This is a genomic window from Jannaschia donghaensis, assembly GCF_001403795.1.
GTDB lineage: Bacteria > Pseudomonadota > Alphaproteobacteria > Rhodobacterales > Rhodobacteraceae > Jannaschia > Jannaschia donghaensis.
On the sequence record NZ_CXSU01000011.1, the window covers coordinates 312898 to 330103 of the forward strand.

Consider the following 17206-nt stretch of genomic DNA (forward strand, 5'->3'; position numbering starts at 1 on the left):
GTCGGGCGGGGTCGCAAGGCAGGGCTCCGTCATCCGAGTGGGCGCTTTGGCGCGACGTCTGTCAATCTTGAAAACACATGGCTTTTGCCCCAAGGGCGCGCGCCGAACGCGATGTTAGCGCGAAAACCCCTCGCCCAGATAGACGCGCCGGACATTGTCGTTGGCGACCACTTCGTCCGGGCTGCCCGACATCAGGACGCCGCCGTCGTGCAGGATGTATGCGCGGTCGACGATCTCCAGCGTTTCGCGGACGTTGTGGTCGGTGATGAGCACGCCGATCCCGCGCGATTTCAGTTCCACGACAAGGCCGCGGATGTCGCCCACGGCGATCGGATCGACACCGGCAAAGGGTTCGTCCAGCAGCAGGTAGCGGGGATTTGCCGCCAGGCAGCGCGCGATCTCCACGCGCCGCCGCTCTCCGCCGGAAAGCGCCAGGGCCGAAGCGCGGCGCAGATGCTCGATGTTGAAATCGCCCAGCAGTTCCTCCAACCGTTCCCGCCGGCGGTGGCGCTTGGGTTCGGCCACTTCCAGAATGGCGAGGATGTTCTGCTCCACCGTCATGCCCCGGAAGATCGACATCTCTTGCGGCAGATAGCCGATCCCGGCCTTGGCGCGGCGGTACATCGGCAGCCAGGTCACATCCGTCCCGTCCAGGCTGACCGACCCGCCGTCGGGCGTGACCAGGCCTGCGATGCAGTAGAAGGTGGTGGTCTTGCCCGATCCGTTCGGCCCCAGAAGGGCGACGACCTCTCCGCGGGCCAAATCCATCGACACATCGCGGATGACGGGCCGCTTCTTATAGGATTTGCGCAGATTGCGGATGCGCAGCCCCCCTTCGCCTTCGGTGACGGACAGCGTGCTCACGGTTGCAGCGTGGTCCGCACGCGGCCCGTGACGGTGCCGGCCCCGGAGTCGAGGTTTACCACCAACCGATCCCCCGCCAGCGTATTGCCGTCTTGCGTGACGACGACATCGCCGGTCAGCAAGATGTCGGACGACCCGAGCGTATAGACGGCCTCCTGCCCCTCGGCGGCGTCATCGCCCGCCACGATCAGGACGTCGCCGCTGGCGTTCAGCCGTTCGATCGACCGCGCCCCGTCCGAGGTGGCATATTCGACGGTGACGCGTCCGGCTGACAGCCGAAGCTCCCCCTGGGCGATCACGACGTTGCCGGTCAGGACGGCACGGCCGGTGGCCTGATCGATCTCCAGATTGTCGGCGGCGACCTCCACCGGGGCGGAGCTGTCGAAATCGCCTTGGCCGAAGCCGACGTCGGACGTCTGCGCGACTGCCGGGACGGCAAGAAAAACGAGGGCAAGGGCACGCAGAAACATCGTCACATCCAGATCAGCTTGGAGGGGTGTATAGCAGGTCGACGCCATTCGTGAACAGCAGCCGCGCCGCGCCGTCGCCGTCCTCCGTCAACGCCATGGATCCGGCGCGCAGGGTGCCCAGCGGCCCGTCGCCGGTCACTTCGCCCGGCGACGTGATCGACAGCACAGCAAGCGACCCTTCAAGGCGTTCAGTCCGCAATTCGTACCCCGTGGAGGTTTCGATGCGGACGTCGCCCGTCAGGACGATCGCCCGATCGGCCGTGTCGACGTCGCCCGCATCCGACACGATGGTCGCGCGCCCACCGTCCATGTCGTCGAGCACGAGGCGCAGCGCCTCGGCCGACATGCGCCGGGGATCGGTCGCATCGGGCCGCGCCATGCGCGCCGACAGATCGAACGACGTACGCCCCTGCGAGACGCCGGCGAAGCGCGGCATCGTTAGCTGCTGATCGCGGGCGCGCATCGACACGTCGACTTCGGCATAGGGGATGGCGTCGTCCGGGTTCACCTTGCGCGCCACCAGGAACAGCGTCGACAGAAGCATCAGCGCAAGCACCGGCAAAACCAGCGTCGCCAACCGGACGATCCGGGTGCGCAGGGGATTGATCGGACCGCGTGTCGCCATGGCAAACACCTAAGCGTCTCGCCTGTGTTTAGGAATGGGCGAAGATGTCGGTTTCCGGATAGCCGATCAGGTCCAGTTTGGCGCGGGTCGGCAGGAAGTCGAAACAGGCCTGCGCGATCTCGGTCCGGTCCTCGCGCGCCAGCAGTCCGTCCATGACCTCTTTCAGGCGGTGCAGGTAGAACACGTCGGAGGCGGCGTACTGCTGCTGCGCGGGCGTCAGCTCGGCGGCCCCCCAATCGGAGGTCTGCTGCATCTTGGAGATATCCTCCTGCAGCAATTCGTGCAGCAGCGCTTTCAAACCATGCCGGTCGGTATAGGTGCGGATCAGGCGAGACGCGATCTTGGAGCACCAGACCGGCTGCGCCAGCGCGCCGAACGTGTGATACATCGCCGCGATGTCGAAGCGCCCGTAATGGAACAGTTTCAGGACCGCAGCGTCGTTCACCATCCGACACAGGTTCGGCGCGTCCGTCTGACCCTTGGCGATCTGCACCAGATGCGCGGTGCCGTCGCCCGACGACAGCTGGACCAGACACAGACGGTCGCGGTGCGGGTTCAGGCCCATCGTCTCGCAGTCGATGGCGACCGTCGGCCCCAGGTCCAGCCCGTCGGGCAGATCGCCCTTGTGCAACGTGATCTTATCCATGGCGATGGTCATGCGGTGTCCCCGGAATCGAGCCTTTGTAACAAGAACGCCCGGCGGCCCTGAGACAGGCGCGCCGGGCGTTTCTTGTTGGTAGACCGTGGTGCCCAGGAGAGGACTCGAACCTCCACTCCCTTGCGAGAACTGGCACCTGAAGCCAGCGCGTCTACCAATTCCGCCACCTGGGCATCCACGGTGCGCGGTGGGTATCTCCGGCTCGGAACGGTGTCAATCGCCCCGCTTCATAAAATCACAAGTCTTGCCCGCGCGGGTCACGGGCGGTATCGCAGCCCTGAAAAGCAGGAGTGCCTTCCATGCAGAAGCTCGTCACCATTTTCGGCGGTTCCGGTTTCGTCGGCCGCTATATCGCGCGCCGCATGGCCAAGCAGGGTTGGCGCGTCCGCGTGGCCTGCCGCCGCCCGAATGAGGCGGTGTTCGTGCGCATGTACGGGGCCGTCGGGCAGGTAGAGCCTGTGTTCGCCAATATCCGCGACGACGCCAGCGTGGCCGCCGCCCTGTCGGGGGCCGATGCCGTGGTCAACTGCGTCGGTGTGCTGGCACAATCGGGCAAGAACACCTTCGACACGCTGCAAGCCGAGGGGGCCACGCGCATCGCCCGTCTTGCCGCCGCCGAAGGTATCGCGAACATGGTCCAGATCAGTGCCATCGGTGCCGATGCCGAAAGCCGCAGCGATTATGCCCGCACCAAGGCCGAGGGCGAGGCGGGCGTGATGGAGCATCAGCCCAACGCGGTGATCCTGCGACCCTCGCTGGTTTTCGGGCCGGAGGACCAGTTCTTCAACCGCTTCGCCGGCATGGCGCGTCTGGCCCCGGTCCTGCCGGTGGTGGGACCGAACACCAAGTTTCAGCCGGTCTATGTCGACGATGTCGCCGCTGCCGCCGAAAAGGCCGTGATCGGCCAGGCGCAGCCCGGCATCCACGAATTGGGCGGACCGGACGTCGATACCTTCCGTGAGTTGATGCAGACGATGCTGCGGGTCATCCGCCGTCGCGCGTTAATCGTGACAGTGCCGTTCTTCGTGGCGCGCACCATGGCCTTCGTGCTGGACTGGGTGCAAAAGCTGTCGTTCGGCATCGTGCACAACGGCACATTGACCCGCGATCAGGTGCGCAACCTTGCGCGCGACAACGTGGTCACCGGTCAATACCCCGGTTTTGACGTGCTGGGCATCGTGCCCTCCACGATGGAGACGGTGCTGCCCGAATATCTGTGGCGGTTCCGTCCGTCGGGGCAGTATTCCGACATCAAGGACAGCGCCAAGAACATGAAGACCTGACGGGCCGCGCGATCGTCCTACGTCCCGGCATCGGTGCAAGGGGACGACCATGGCCAAGAACACGCGCGATCTTACCGAAGGGCCTGTCTGGAAGGGCATTGCCATTCTGTCGGGTCCGATGATGCTGGGTATCCTGGCGGTCATTTCCACCGGGTTGGTGGACGCCTATTTCCTGGCCAAGGTATCGCCCGAGGCGTTGGCCGCCGTGGGCTTCGTCTATCCGGTAACGACCGCGATCTCCTCCTTGTCGATCGGGCTGTCGGCCGGGGCGGGTGCGATCATCAGTCAGGCTTTGGGACGCAAGGAATCCGATGACGACGTGACGCGACGGGGTCTGCATTCGCTGGGCATCGGGATGATCCTCGCCGCGATCGCGGCGTTGCTCTTCTTTCTGCTCGACGGGCCGCTTTTCAGCGTTTTGGGTGCCGATCCGGACGTGCTGGAGGCGGCGCTGCGCTATACCCCGCTTTGGTGCCTGTCATTCCCGTTCCTCGTTTCGATGATGCTGATCAACTCGGTGTTTCGCGCTCACGGCAGCGGTATCGCCTCGGCCGGGATCATGGTCTTTTCGGCGGTGGTGAACGTTGCGACGACGCCGCTGTTCATCCTGGGGTGGGGCCCGGTGCCGGAAATGGGGATCGCCGGGGCCGCGATGGGCACGCTGGTGGCGATGGTGTCGGCCAGCATTCTGGCCGCAGCGCTGGCCCTGCGGTCGGGCCTGTTGCAGCCCTGTTCGAACCCCATGGCGGACCTGTGGCGCAACGCCCGGACCATCGCGTCCATCGGCGGTCCGGCGGCCACGTCGAACGCGATCAATCCGGCGGGTATGGCGCTTGTCACGGCTGCCGTCGCAACGGTCGGATCGGCGGCCGTGGGGGGGTTCGGGGCCGCCACGCGGGTGGAATCGCTGGTGTCCGTTCCCATGCTGGCCCTTTCGGCCGGGATCGGCCCCGTCGTGGGCCAGAACTGGGGTGCGGACAAACGGGACCGCGCGCGCGAGGCGTTGCGCCTGTGCCTGATGTTCTCGGTCGGCTATGGCCTGTTCATCGCGGTGATGCTGACGCTTTTCGCGGACCCCATCGCCAGCGCGTTCGGGGCCAGCGAAGACAGCACACAGGCGGCCGCATCCTATTTGCGCGTCGTGGGCTGGTCGCTGTTCGGGTTCGGGATGCTGGTGACGGGGAACGCGGCACTCAACGCGATTTCGAAGGCCAGCCATTCGATGACGCTGTCGGTGGCGCGGGTGTTGGCGATTTATGTGCCCCTGGCCTGGCTGGGCGTGACGCTGTTCGGGTATTCCGGCATTCTGGGCGCGGCGGTCGTCGCCAACGTCTTTGGGGCCTGGGCGATTCTGGTGGCCGCGCGGGCGACCGATCTGCTGGCGCTGGACGTGGCGCCGATCAGCGTGCCGGCGCGGGTCATTCCCGGCTAGAGATAGACCCAGCCCAGCAGGAACGCGCCCAGCATCATGCGATAGACGACATAGGGCGTGAAGCTGACCGACCGCAGCAGCCGCATCATCAGCGCAAGCGCCGCAAGTGCCGCGACGAACGCCATCAGCGCGGCGATGCCGGCATCGCGTAACAATTGCCCGTCGGTCTGGCCGAACACATCGAGTGACAGAAGCGCGCCGGAGGCCAGGATCGTCGGGATCGACATGAGCATCGCGATCCGCGCCGCGTCTTCGCGCCCGTACCCCATGGCGCGCGCGCCTGTGATGCAGATGCCCGACCGGGATGTGCCGGGGATCAGGGCAATGGCCTGCCAGAGCCCGAATTTCAGGGCCTGACCGGGCGTCCAGTCGCCCAGGTCGCGGGTCTGCGTTCCCCGTTTGTCGAACCACCAGAGCAGGGCCCCGAACAGGACCGTGGCCCAGCCGATCACCTCCACCGAACGCAGCAAATCGGCGGTGCCGGTGACCTTCAGGACCAATCCGGCGAGGACGACCGGGACGGTCGCGATGGCCAGGCCGGCGGCCAGTCTTTCATCCGGACCCCAGCGCTTGCGGAACAGCCCCGCCGTTCCCGACAGGGCGCGGGCGACGTCGGCGCGGAAGTAGAGCACGACCGCGCCCAGCGTGCCGATATGAAGCGCGACGTCGAGGGCGACGCCCTGATCTGCGATGCCGGTCAACCGCGGGACGAGGATGAGATGGGCCGAGGAGGAGACGGGAAGAAATTCCGTCACGCCCTGCACCAGCGCCAGGAGGATGAGATGCCAGAGGGCCATGCGGATTGCCTGATTCGCGGTCTTTCGCGCAGCATGGAGCAGGGGGTGCGGCGGGGGAAGGCGGCAGAAAGAACCGAATCGGACCTTTATTTGGCGATTTGCCGCATGATCGGGGCGAGGTCAGGTTGAAAAAGGTACATTTAGGTCAGCAATGCTGACTTTCCATTCTCACGAAGATCGCGTAATCGGTAACTTCGATCACGCAGGAGGAATTCAATGTCCGGCAACAAGATGCTTCAGTTCGTCACCGTCGAGCGTAAGACGCCCGAAAAGCGGACGGCCGATGTGCGCACGGAAGACTTCGGCGAGATCTACCGTGAATTTGCCGCCGAACGCGCGGCCGAGCAAGCGGGCCGCTGCTCTCAATGCGGTGTGCCGTATTGCCAGACCCATTGCCCGCTGCACAACAACATCCCCGACTGGCTGCGCCTGGTCGCCGAAGGGCGCCTGCAGGAGGCCTATGAGGTCAGCCAGGCCACCAATACGTTCCCCGAGATCTGCGGCCGGATCTGCCCGCAGGACCGGTTGTGCGAAGGCAATTGCGTCATCGAGCAGTCGGGCCACGGCACCGTCACCATCGGCGCGGTCGAGAAATACATCACCGACACCGCGTTCGAGAACGGCTGGGTGCCGACGATCAAGCCGCGCCGGGAGCGTACGGAAAGCGTCGGCATCATCGGGGCCGGTCCCGGCGGTCTGGCGGCGGCGGACATGCTGCGCCGGGCGGGCGTTCAGGTCACGGTCTATGATCGCTACGACCGTGCGGGCGGCCTGCTGACCTATGGGATTCCCGGCTTCAAGCTGGAGAAGGACGTGGTCATGCGGCGCAACGATCAATTGGCCGAGGGCGGTGTGGAGTTCGTGCTGAATTGCGAGGTCGGGCGCGACATCACTTTCGACGAGATTCGGCAGAAGCATAACGCCGTCATCGTTGCGACCGGCGTGTACAAGACCCGCGATCTAGGTGGCAAGAACGCCGATGCGCGGGGTGTCGTGAACGCCATCGACTATCTGACCGTCAGCAATCGCAAGAGCTTTGGCGACGATGTGCCGGCGTTCGACGACGGATCGCTGAACGCCGAAGGCAAGCGCGTCGTCGTCATCGGCGGTGGCGACACAGCCATGGACTGCGTGCGCACCGCGATCCGGCAGGGCGCCATCAGCGTGAAGTGCCTGTATCGCCGCGACAAGGCCAACATGCCCGGATCGCAGCGCGAGGTGCAGAATGCCGAAGAAGAGGGCGTGGAATTTGTCTGGCTGACCGCGCCCGCTGGGTTTGAGGCAGGCCTGCAGGAGGCGATGGAGGGCGGCGTGGCCGTGTCCGGCGTCAATGTGCAGAAGATGCGCCTGGGCGAGCCGGATGCCACGGGGCGCCAGGCGCCCGAACTGATCGAAGGCGCGGATTATGTCGAGAAGGCCGACCTGGTGGTGAAGGCCCTTGGGTTCGAGCCCGAAGAGCTTCCGACGCTGTGGGACAAGCCCGATCTGCAAGTCACGCGCTGGGGCACGATCAAGGCCGATTTCCGCACGCATGAGACGCCGCTGGAAGGTGTCTATGCCGTGGGCGACATCGTGCGGGGCGCGTCGCTGGTGGTCTGGGCCATCCGCGACGGGCGGGAGGCGGCAGAGGCCATTCTGGAGAAGATGACGGTCGCCGATGCCCCCGTGATCGCCGCCGAATAGGCCGGAATTCCACGTATGACCAACGGGTGATCTACGGGTGATCCAGGGAATACTCATTCAAATTGACGGGTCAGCGCTGCTGACGTTTCTGACGGGTTAACGATATCGCAATGGCTCTGACCATCGACACCGTTCTGGAAGATCGCGACCTGACGCTGCGCTGGCTGCCGGGTAGTGCGCGGCGCATGGTCGTAGTGTTCACGGGGCGCGGAGCCGGGTTCGGTGGCGCGCCGCTGGACGAATTCGCAGGTTCGGCCGCGCGCCGGGGCGAAAACAACGTCCTGTTCGTGACCGACCGGCGCGGCAGCTGGTATTCCGCGCCAGGGCTTTGGTCGAAGGCGGTGCGCCTGATCCGGTATCTGCGCCGGTCGGAAGGCATCGAAGAGGTCGTGAGTTTGGGCAATTCGATGGGCGGCTACGGCGCGCTTTTGCTGCCGCAGGAAATGCGGGTGCGCCGCGCCATCGCGTTTTCGCCGCAGCTGACGCTGGACCGGGACCTGACCGACGACGGACGCTGGCCCGATGTCATGAAGCGCTATGGCTGGATGCCCGCGCGCAACGTCGGCGAAACCTTCGGCGCGACGCGCACGCAGTATTACCTGACCGCCGGGAAGGCCTGTCGGGAGGATCTGGATCAGCTGGATTTCGCGCCCGATCTGCAGCGCGTGCACCGCTGGACCCTGCCGGCGGCCCGGCACAATGTCGCGGGACGGTTGAAGGACGCCGGCCTGCTTTACGATGTGATCGGTGCGATCATCCGGGGCCGAAAGGCCCGCGTCGAAACCCTGTACCAACGCTATGCCGAAGCGGCCGATGCGCCGCGCGGCCCCGCAATCCCCGTTGAAGGAGAAACCCGATGACCCATTATTTCAGCGACTGGGAACGCACCGAGCTGTCCCGCCGCCAAGACCTCGACGGCACGAGCCTGTACCACGAGGACAGCGAGCATGCGTCCTGCGGTGTAGGCCTGATCGTCGATATTTCGGGCAAGCGGTCGCGCAAGGTGGTCGACGCGGCAATCTCGGCGCTGGGGGCCATCTGGCACCGCGGCGCGGTCGATGCCGACGGGAAGACCGGTGACGGCGCGGGCATCCACGTGCAGATCCCGGTCGAGTTCTTCCGCGACCAGATCCGTCGCACCGGCCACGAGCCGCACGAGGGCAAGCGCATCGCCGTGGGCCAGGTGTTCCTGCCGCGCGACAACTTCAGCGCGCAGGAAAGCTGCCGGACCATCGTGGAGACCGAGGTCCTGCGGATGGGGTATTACATCTATGGCTGGCGGCACGTGCCCGTCGACATCACCTGCCTGGGCGAGAAGGCCAATGCGACCCGCCCCGAAATCGAGCAGATCCTGATTTCCAACGTCAAAGGCGTCGACGAGGATACGTTCGAGCGGGAGCTGTACGTCATCCGTCGCCGGATCGAGAAGGCGGCCATCGCGGCGCAGATCAACGGGCTGTACCTGGCGTCGCTGTCGTGCCGGGGCGTGATCTACAAGGGGATGATGCTGGCGCAGGATGTGTCGGAATTCTATCCCGACCTGCAGGACGAGCGGTTCGAGAGCGCCTTCGCGATCTATCACCAGCGGTATTCGACCAACACCTTCCCGCAATGGTGGCTGGCGCAGCCGTTCCGGATGCTGGCGCACAACGGAGAGATCAACACCCTCAAGGGCAACGTCAACTGGATGAAAAGCCACGAGATCCGCATGGCGTCTTCAGCGTTCGGCGACATGGCCGAGGACATCAAGCCGATCGTGCCGCAGGGGGCGAGCGATTCCGCCGCGCTGGATTCCGTGTTCGAGGTGATGGTGCGCGCGGGCCGGTCGGCGCCGATGGCGAAGACGATGCTGGTGCCCGAATCGTGGTCGCAATCGGCGGTGGAGCTGCCGGATGCCTGGCGCGATATGTACGCCTATTGCAACGCGGTGATGGAGCCGTGGGACGGGCCGGCCGCGTTGGCGATGACCGACGGGCGCTGGGTCTGTGCGGGGCTGGACCGGAACGGATTGCGGCCCATGCGCTATACCCTGACCGGCGATGGCCTGCTGATCGCGGGGTCAGAGGCGGGAATGGTTGCCGTGGATGAGAGCACGGTCGTCGAGAAGGGCGCGTTGGGCCCCGGCCAGATGATCGCGGTCGACATGGAGAAGGGCGTCCTGTTCCACGATACCGAGATCAAGGACAAGCTGGCCCGCGCGCTGCCGTTCGGCGATTGGGTCCAGAAGATCACCGATCTGGGCGACATCACCAAGGGCGTGCCCGAAGTGGCGGTCCATTCGGGTGCGGAGTTGCGCGAACGTCAGGTCGCGGCCGGATATTCCATCGAGGAATTGGAGCAGATCCTGGCCCCGATGGCCGAGGACGGGAAGGAAGCGCTGGCGTCGATGGGCGACGACACGCCGTCGGCGGTGCTGTCCGAGAAGTACCGCCCGCTGAGCCACTTCTTCCGCCAGGCGTTCAGCCAGGTGACCAACCCGCCGATCGACAGTTTGCGTGAGTTTCGGGTGATGAGCCTGAAGACGCGGTTCGGGAACCTGAAGAACGTGCTGGACGAGGATTCGTCCCAGACCGAGATCCTGGAGCTGCCGTCCCCGTTCGTCGGGAACGCGCAGTTCCAGGCGATGTTCGACCATTTCGCGGAATCGGTCGTGACCATCGATTGCACCTTCCCAGCCGGTACGCCTCATGGTGCGCTGCGCGAGGGGTTGGAGCGGATTCGGGCCGAGGCCGAGGATGCGGTGCGTTCGGGCGCGGGGCACATCGTCCTGACCGACCGGATGCAGGACGCCGACAAGGTGCCGATGCCGATGATCTTGGCGACCAGCGCGGTGCATTCGTGGCTGACGCGTAAGGGGCTGCGGACCTTCTGTTCGATCAACGTACGTTCGGCCGAGTGTATCGATCCGCATTACTTCGCCGTGCTGATCGGCTGCGGCGCGACCACGGTGAACGCCTATCTGGCGCAGGATTCGCTGGCCGACCGGATCGGGAAGGGCCTGCTGGATTGCGATCTGGACGAGGCGGTGAACCGCTATCGCAAGGCGATCGACGCGGGCCTGCTGAAGATCATGGCGAAGATGGGGATTTCGGTCATCTCGTCCTATCGCGGCGGTCTGAACTTCGAGGCTGTGGGCCTGTCACGGGCGATGTGCGCGGAATATTTCCCCGGCATGCTGAGCCGGATTTCCGGCATCGGGACCAACGGCATCCAGAAGAAGCTGGAGGCGGTGCATGGCGCGGCCTATCACGGGGCGTCGAATGTCCTGCCGATCGGCGGGTTCTACAAGGCGCGGCGGTCGGGCGAGAAGCATGCCTGGGAAGCGCAGACGATGCACATGTTGCAGGCCGCCTGCGACCGGGGGTCGTTCGAGCTGTGGAAGCAGTTCAGCCATGCGATGCAGTCGAACCCGCCGATCCATCTGCGCGATCTGCTGGCGATCAAGCCGATGGGCAAGTCGATCCCCATCGAGGAGGTCGAGAGCATCACGTCGATCCGCAAGCGGTTCGTGACGCCGGGCATGTCGCTGGGGGCGCTGTCGCCCGAGGCGCACAAGCTGCTGAACGTCGCGATGAACCGGATTGGGGCCAAGTCGGATTCGGGTGAGGGCGGGGAAGACCCGGCCCACTTCGTGCCCGAGCCCAATGGCGACAACCCGTCGGCCAAGATCAAGCAGGTCGCGTCCGGGCGCTTTGGCGTGACGGCGGAATACCTGAACCACTGCGAAGAGCTTGAGATCAAGGTCGCGCAGGGGGCCAAGCCCGGCGAGGGCGGTCAGCTGCCCGGCATGAAGGTCACCGATCTGATCGCGCGGCTGCGTCATTCGACCAAGGGCGTAACGCTGATTTCGCCGCCGCCGCACCACGATATCTACTCCATCGAGGATCTGGCGCAGTTGATCTACGACCTCAAGCAGATCAATCCGCGCTGCAAGGTGACGGTGAAGCTGGTGGCGTCGAGCGGCGTCGGGACCATCGCCGCCGGTGTCGCCAAGGCCAAGGCCGACGTGATCCTGATTTCGGGGCACAACGGTGGCACCGGGGCCAGCCCTGCGACGTCGATCAAATACGCCGGTCTGCCGTGGGAGATGGGCCTGACCGAGGCGCATCAGGTCCTGGCCATGAATAAGCTGCGCGAGCGGGTGACGCTGCGCACGGATGGCGGGCTGCGCACCGGGCGCGACATCGTCATGGCGGCGATGATGGGAGCCGAAGAATACGGCATCGGGACGGCCGCGCTCATCTCCATGGGGTGCATCATGGTGCGCCAGTGCCAGTCGAACACCTGCCCCGTCGGGGTCTGCACGCAGAACCCCGAATTGCGCGCCAAGTTCACCGGCACGGCCGACAAGGTGGTCAACTTGATCACCTTCTATGCCCAGGAAGTGCGGGAGATTCTGGCGGAGATCGGGGCCAAGTCTCTGGACGATATCATCGGGCGCGCGGATCTGTTGACGCAGGTGTCCCGCGGGTCGGCGCATCTGGACGATCTGGATCTCAACCCGCTGCTGATCACTGTGGATGGGGCAGATCGGATTACCTATGATCGGAACAAGCCGCGCAATGCGGTGCCCGACACGCTGGACGCGCAGATCGTGCAGGATGCCCAGCGGTTCCTGAACGATGGAGAGAAGATGCAGCTGCAATATGCGGTGCAGAACACTCACCGCACCGTCGGCACGCGGATTTCCAGCCATGTGGTCAGCAAGTTCGGGATGCGCAATTCGCTGCAACCCGATCACCTGACGGTCAAGTTGCAGGGATCGGCGGGGCAAAGCCTTGGCGCGTTCCTGTCGCCGGGCCTGAAGCTGGAAGTGTCGGGCGATGCCAACGATTATGTCGGCAAGGGTCTGTCTGGTGGCACGATCGTCGTGCGCCCGGCCATGGCCAGCCCGCTGAAGGCGGACGAGAATACGATCATCGGCAACACCGTCTTGTACGGCGCGACCGACGGGTTCCTGTTCGCCGCCGGCCGCGCCGGGGAGCGGTTCGCGGTGCGCAACTCGGGCGCGTCCGTGGTGATCGAGGGCTGCGGATCGAACGGCTGCGAATACATGACCGGCGGGGTCGCCGTGATCCTGGGGTCGATCGGTGCGAACTTCGGGGCGGGCATGACCGGCGGGATGGCGTATCTGTATGATCCCGACGGGGCGGCGGCCCAGTTGATGAACATGGAGACGCTGGTCACCTGCCCGGTTGCGCATCCCCATTGGGAAACCCAGCTGCGCAGCCTGATCGAGCGGCACGCGGACGAGACGAAGTCCAAGAAGGCGCAGAAGATCCTGTCGGATTGGGAGCGGGAGAAGGCCAGCTTCCTTCAGATCTGTCCCAAGGAAATGCTGATCCACATTCCCGCGCCCTTGTCCGAAGATGCGGACGCGATTCCGGCGGAATAGTCCCCGATCGGTGACGCTTTGCCCCGTCCGCCCCCCGGCGGGCGGGGTTTTTCTTGACCTTGTCCCGCCGGCCCGGTTGGAGGGGCCATGGCGAAAGCACCTGCGAAAAAGAAGACCCCCGCGCGCAAGCGTGCCCCTGCGAAACCCGCGACCGGGCCGGTTCGCCGCGTCCTGCGGTGGGCCGTGCGGGCCGCTCTGTGGTCTGCTGTGGCTTTGGTGGTCTGGGTTCTGGCGTATCGCTGGATCGATCCGCCGACGACGCCGTATATCTGGTCTGAATCGGGGCGTCTGGGCGGGGTGGAACGGGTGTGGGTCGATATCGACGACATCGCGCCGGTGATGGCGCGGTCGGCCGTCGCGGCGGAGGATGCGAATTTCTGCAACCACTGGGGGTTCGACGTCGCCGCCATCCGCGAAGCGATCGAAGCGGGGGCGACCCGCGGCGCGTCGACCATCAGCCAACAAGTCGTGAAGAACGCGTTTCTGTGGCAGGGGCGCAGCTGGTTCCGCAAGGCACTGGAAGCGGGGCTCACCCCCTTGATGGAGACGCTGTGGCCCAAACGGCGGATCATCGAAGTCTATCTGAACGTGGCCGAGTTCGGCCAAGGCGTGTTTGGCGTGCAGGCCGCGGCGCGCACGTATTTCGGTGTCGATGCGGCGGATCTGTCGGATCGGCAGGCGGCGGCGCTGGCGTCGGTGTTGCCCAACCCCAAGGACCGCAATGCGGCCAGTCTGACCCAGGCGTTGCAGCGGAAAGCCGCCCGTGTGCGCGATGGGGCCGCCACGATCCGATCCGACGGCCGTTCGGCGTGCTTCGAGAGTTGAAAAGCATCTGCGGAGCGGGCATTCCCGAAGCATGATCCAGCTCTATCACTTCGCCCTGTCGCCGTTCTGCCGGAAGGTCCGCCTCGTGCTGGCCGAAAAGAAGCTGGAGGTGGAGCTGATCGACGAACGCTATTGGGAGGCGTCGTCCGAGTTTCTGCGCCGCAACGCCGCCGGCAAGGTGCCGGTCCTGCGGATCGACGGGCTGACCCTGTCGGATTCGGGGGCGATTTGCGAATACCTGGAAGAAACCAACCCGGACAACCCGATGATGCCCCGCGATCCGGCTGCCCGCGCCGAAGTGCGGCGTCTGGTGGCGTGGTTCGACGACAAGTTCCATCAGGAGGTGACGTCCAAGCTGGTCTATGAGCGGGTCAACAAAAAGCTGACGCGCGCGGGCTATCCGGACGGGGCGAACGTGAAGAACGGGGTCAAGGCGATCAAGTTCCACCTGGATTACATGGGCTGGCTGCTGGACCGGAACCGCTGGCTGGCGGGGACGGATCTGACGGTCGCGGATTTCGCGGCTGCCGCGCATCTGTCGTGCCTGGATTATTCGTCTGACGTCGATTGGAACCGCAACGCGGCCGTGCGCGACTGGTACGCCAAGATCAAATCGCGGCCTGCGTTCCGGTCGATTCTGGCGGATGTGGTGCCGGGGTTCCGCCCGGCCAAGCATTACGCCGACCTGGATTTTTGAGCCTGCGCGACAGATTGGACGCGGAGGCGCGGGCGGCGGGTTTCGTGTCAGTCGGGGTGTGTCGCCCCGGTGCGATTGCGGATGCGCCGGCGCGATTGAAGACATTTCTGGATCAGGGCCACCACGGTCAAATGGCCTGGATGGCGGAGCGGACGGCCTGGCGCGGCGATCCGACGGCGCTGTGGCCCGCGGCGCGGTCGGTGGTGATGCTGGCCCATTCCTATGCGCCCGAGCATGATCCGCTGGACGATCTGGAAAAGCCCGCGCACGGGGCGTTGTCGGTCTATGCCCAGGGGCGCGATTATCACGACGTGGTCAAGAAGGCCCTGAAACGGGTTGCGCGCTGGATGGTGGCGGAGGCGGATTGCGAGGTGAAGGTCTTCGTCGATACGGCGCCCGTGATGGAGAAACCGCTGGCGCAGGCGGCGGGGATCGGGTGGCAGGGCAAGCACACGAACTTGCTGTCGCGGGACTTCGGGAACTGGGTGTTTCTGGGGGCGATCTTCACCACGCTGGACCTGCCCCCGGACGCGGCGGAAGGGGAGCATTGCGGATCGTGCCGCAAATGTCTGGACGTCTGTCCGACGGATGCGTTTCCGGCGCCGTTTCGTTTGGATGCGCGGCGCTGCATTTCCTACCTCACGATCGAACATCGCGGGCCGGTCGACCCGGAATTGCGCGGCAAGATGGGCAACCGGATCTATGGCTGTGACGATTGCCTGGCGGTCTGCCCGTGGAACAAGTTCGCGGTGCAGGCGTCCGACATCCGCTACCACGGCCCGCACCGCGCGCCTGCCTTGGCCGACCTGGCGGTTCTGAATGACGCCGACTTCCGCACAGTGTTTGCAGGGTCGCCCATCAAGCGGATCGGCCGGGACCGGATGGTGCGCAACGTCTGCTATGCAATTGGAAATTCGGGGCAGGAACGGCTTCGTCCGGTCGTGCAGGATCTGTGTGAAGATGCGGATGAGGCCGTCGCCGATGCGGCGCGCTGGGCGGTGGAGCGATTATGAAGACGTTGCTGAGTTTCGGACACGGCTATTCGGCGCGCGCGCTGGCACCGCTGCTGCTGGCGAAGGGCTGGCGCGTCATCGGAACGACCCGGTCCGACGAAAAAGCGGAAGCCCTGCGCGCCGAAGGGGTGGAGCCGGTGATCTTCGGCGCGCCGCTGGACGACGCGCTGGCGCAGGCGACGCATGTTCTGACTTCGGCCGGGCCAGGGGACGACGGCGATCCGGTGCTGAACACCTATCTGCCCGCGCTGGAAGCGCATCTGGGGTCGAAGGTCTGGGTCGGATATCTGTCGACGACGGGCGTTTACGGCGATCACGGCGGGGCCTGGGTCGACGAGAGGACGCCGCTGACGCCGAGTACGCGACGGGGCCGGTGGCGCGTGGAGGCGGAGGCCGCCTGGCAGGCCCTGGCCGCGCGGACGGGTGCGCCGCTGCATGTCTTTCGGTTGGCGGGGATCTATGGGCCGGGGCGCGGGCCGTTCGCGAAGGTGCGGGCCGGAACGGCGCGGCGAATCGTGAAGCCCGGGCAAGTCTTCAGCCGCATCCACGTCGAGGATATCGCGCAGGTCGTGGCGGCAAGTATCGCGCGGGGTGGCGCGGGCACCGTCTATAACGTCTGTGATGACGACCCGGCCCCGCCGCAGGATGTCATCGGCTATGCCGCGACGCTTCTGGGTCTGCCGTTGCCGCCCGAGGAAGATTTCGAAGCGGCGGAGATGACGCCGATGGCGCGCAGCTTCTACGCCGAATCCAAGCGGGTGCGGAACGACCGGATCAAGACCGATCTTGGGGTGGCGTTGCGTTTTCCCGACTACCGCGCCGGGCTGGTCGATCTGTTGCAGCGGGACGACGGGGCGACGATCCGCGACGATTGACCCTTTTGCGGGAGCGCTTTCTTGCGGTAGGATGGCCCGAGGACAGTGCAACGCAGAGTGCAGGCAGACATGGACATCTATACCCGTCGGGGCGCGCTTGCGCTCTCGCTCGGCTCCGCGGCGTTCGCCATGGGGTGTGGCAGCAAATTCGTCAGCTATCGCGGGCCCGAGGTCACGCGTGTCGAAATCCAGAAATCGAACCGGGCGATGTACCTGTTTCACCACAACGTGCTGCTGGAGCCGTATCAGGTGCAATTGGGCTTCACCGCCGCCGGTCCCAAGCAGTTCGAAGGCGACGGCAAGACGCCTGAAGGCCGCTATCACATCGACCGGCGGAACCCCGATTCAGCGTTCTTTCTGTCCATCGGTATCGATTATCCCAACGCCGAGGATCGTGCCTTTGCCGCCGCCGCAGGCAAGCCGCCGGGCGGCGACATCTTCATCCACGGTTGGGGCGACGAGCGGCGGGGCCGCAGTTCGGATTGGACGGCGGGCTGCGTGGCGGTGACGAACCGCGAGATGAAGCTGGTCTATGCGATGGTGCGCAACGGCACGCCGGTCGACATCTTCGCCTGATGCGGGAGACCGG

15 protein-coding genes and 1 tRNA gene are annotated in these 17206 nt (G+C 65.4%); 10 read left to right on the forward strand and 6 right to left on the reverse strand.

The annotated features are described in order from the left end of the window. Window positions 1-114: 114 nt before the first annotated feature. The 5 genes from lptB to JDO7802_RS06035 all read right to left on the reverse strand — a co-directional run bounded on the left by lptB (window position 115) and on the right by JDO7802_RS06035 (window position 2790). Window positions 115-864 carry an LPS export ABC transporter ATP-binding protein gene (gene lptB, locus JDO7802_RS06015; RefSeq protein WP_055083639.1) on the reverse strand — a complete coding sequence of 250 codons (750 nt, stop codon included), beginning with the start codon at window positions 862-864 and terminating at the stop codon, window positions 115-117. After that, window positions 861-1334: a lipopolysaccharide transport periplasmic protein LptA gene (gene lptA, locus JDO7802_RS06020; RefSeq protein WP_055084759.1), complete on the reverse strand. Its 474-nt coding sequence runs from the start codon at window positions 1332-1334 to the stop codon at window positions 861-863. Before lptA ends, lptB begins: the two co-directional genes overlap by 4 nt. Before the next feature lie 13 nt (window positions 1335-1347). After that, complete coding sequence (gene lptC, locus JDO7802_RS06025; RefSeq protein WP_055083641.1) at window positions 1348-1959, reverse strand: LPS export ABC transporter periplasmic protein LptC; 612 nt, start codon at window positions 1957-1959, stop codon at window positions 1348-1350. 28 nt (window positions 1960-1987) lie between these two features. Beyond that, window positions 1988-2617 (reverse strand): ribonuclease D, encoded by a 630-nt coding sequence (locus JDO7802_RS06030; protein WP_245624129.1) that lies wholly within the window; start codon window positions 2615-2617, stop codon window positions 1988-1990. A gap of 86 nt (window positions 2618-2703) precedes the next feature. Continuing rightward, a tRNA-Leu gene (locus JDO7802_RS06035) sits at window positions 2704-2790 on the reverse strand. Between the two features lie 126 nt (window positions 2791-2916). Between JDO7802_RS06035 and JDO7802_RS06040 the strand changes: the two genes are divergently transcribed. Both JDO7802_RS06040 and JDO7802_RS06045 read left to right on the forward strand, forming a co-directional pair. Beyond that, entirely contained in the window at window positions 2917-3900 is a 984-nt protein-coding gene (locus JDO7802_RS06040) for a complex I NDUFA9 subunit family protein (protein WP_055083643.1), read from the forward strand. Window positions 3901-3949: 49 nt separating this feature from the next. Further along, window positions 3950-5332, forward strand: coding sequence for an MATE family efflux transporter (locus JDO7802_RS06045; RefSeq protein ID WP_055083645.1), 1383 nt, complete (start codon window positions 3950-3952; stop codon window positions 5330-5332). Here the strand turns inward: JDO7802_RS06045 and JDO7802_RS06050 are convergent. Beyond that, window positions 5329-6129, reverse strand: a complete 801-nt coding sequence (locus JDO7802_RS06050; protein ID WP_055083646.1) for an undecaprenyl-diphosphate phosphatase — start codon at window positions 6127-6129, stop codon at window positions 5329-5331. The genes JDO7802_RS06045 and JDO7802_RS06050 overlap by 4 nt on opposite strands. 216 nt (window positions 6130-6345) lie before the next feature. Between JDO7802_RS06050 and JDO7802_RS06055 the strand changes: the two genes are divergently transcribed. The 8 genes from JDO7802_RS06055 to JDO7802_RS06090 all read left to right on the forward strand — a co-directional run bounded on the left by JDO7802_RS06055 (window position 6346) and on the right by JDO7802_RS06090 (window position 17193). After that, window positions 6346-7812 (forward strand): NAD(P)-dependent oxidoreductase, encoded by a 1467-nt coding sequence (locus JDO7802_RS06055; RefSeq protein WP_055083648.1) that lies wholly within the window; start codon window positions 6346-6348, stop codon window positions 7810-7812. Window positions 7813-7922: 110 nt separating this feature from the next. Then, window positions 7923-8672: an alpha/beta hydrolase family protein gene (locus JDO7802_RS06060; RefSeq protein WP_055083650.1), complete on the forward strand. Its 750-nt coding sequence runs from the start codon at window positions 7923-7925 to the stop codon at window positions 8670-8672. Beyond that, window positions 8669-13207 (forward strand): glutamate synthase large subunit, encoded by a 4539-nt coding sequence (gltB, locus tag JDO7802_RS06065; protein ID WP_055083652.1) that lies wholly within the window; start codon window positions 8669-8671, stop codon window positions 13205-13207. Before JDO7802_RS06060 ends, gltB begins: the two co-directional genes overlap by 4 nt. Before the next feature lie 87 nt (window positions 13208-13294). Next, window positions 13295-14032: a monofunctional biosynthetic peptidoglycan transglycosylase gene (gene mtgA, locus JDO7802_RS06070; RefSeq protein WP_055083654.1), complete on the forward strand. Its 738-nt coding sequence runs from the start codon at window positions 13295-13297 to the stop codon at window positions 14030-14032. A gap of 31 nt (window positions 14033-14063) precedes the next feature. Continuing rightward, a complete protein-coding gene (gene fzlA / locus JDO7802_RS06075) occupies window positions 14064-14729 on the forward strand; it encodes an FtsZ-binding protein FzlA (RefSeq protein ID WP_055083656.1) in 666 nt (221 codons plus the stop codon). Further along, a complete protein-coding gene (queG, locus tag JDO7802_RS06080; protein ID WP_055083658.1) occupies window positions 14726-15742 on the forward strand; it encodes a tRNA epoxyqueuosine(34) reductase QueG in 1017 nt (338 codons plus the stop codon). The genes fzlA and queG overlap by 4 nt, the downstream gene beginning before the upstream one ends. After that, window positions 15739-16617 carry an SDR family oxidoreductase gene (locus tag JDO7802_RS06085; protein WP_055083660.1) on the forward strand — a complete coding sequence of 293 codons (879 nt, stop codon included), beginning with the start codon at window positions 15739-15741 and terminating at the stop codon, window positions 16615-16617. Before queG ends, JDO7802_RS06085 begins: the two co-directional genes overlap by 4 nt. Window positions 16618-16686: 69 nt before the next feature. Continuing rightward, window positions 16687-17193: a L,D-transpeptidase family protein gene (locus JDO7802_RS06090; protein WP_083481045.1), complete on the forward strand. Its 507-nt coding sequence runs from the start codon at window positions 16687-16689 to the stop codon at window positions 17191-17193. The last annotated feature ends 13 nt before the right edge of the window (window positions 17194-17206 follow it).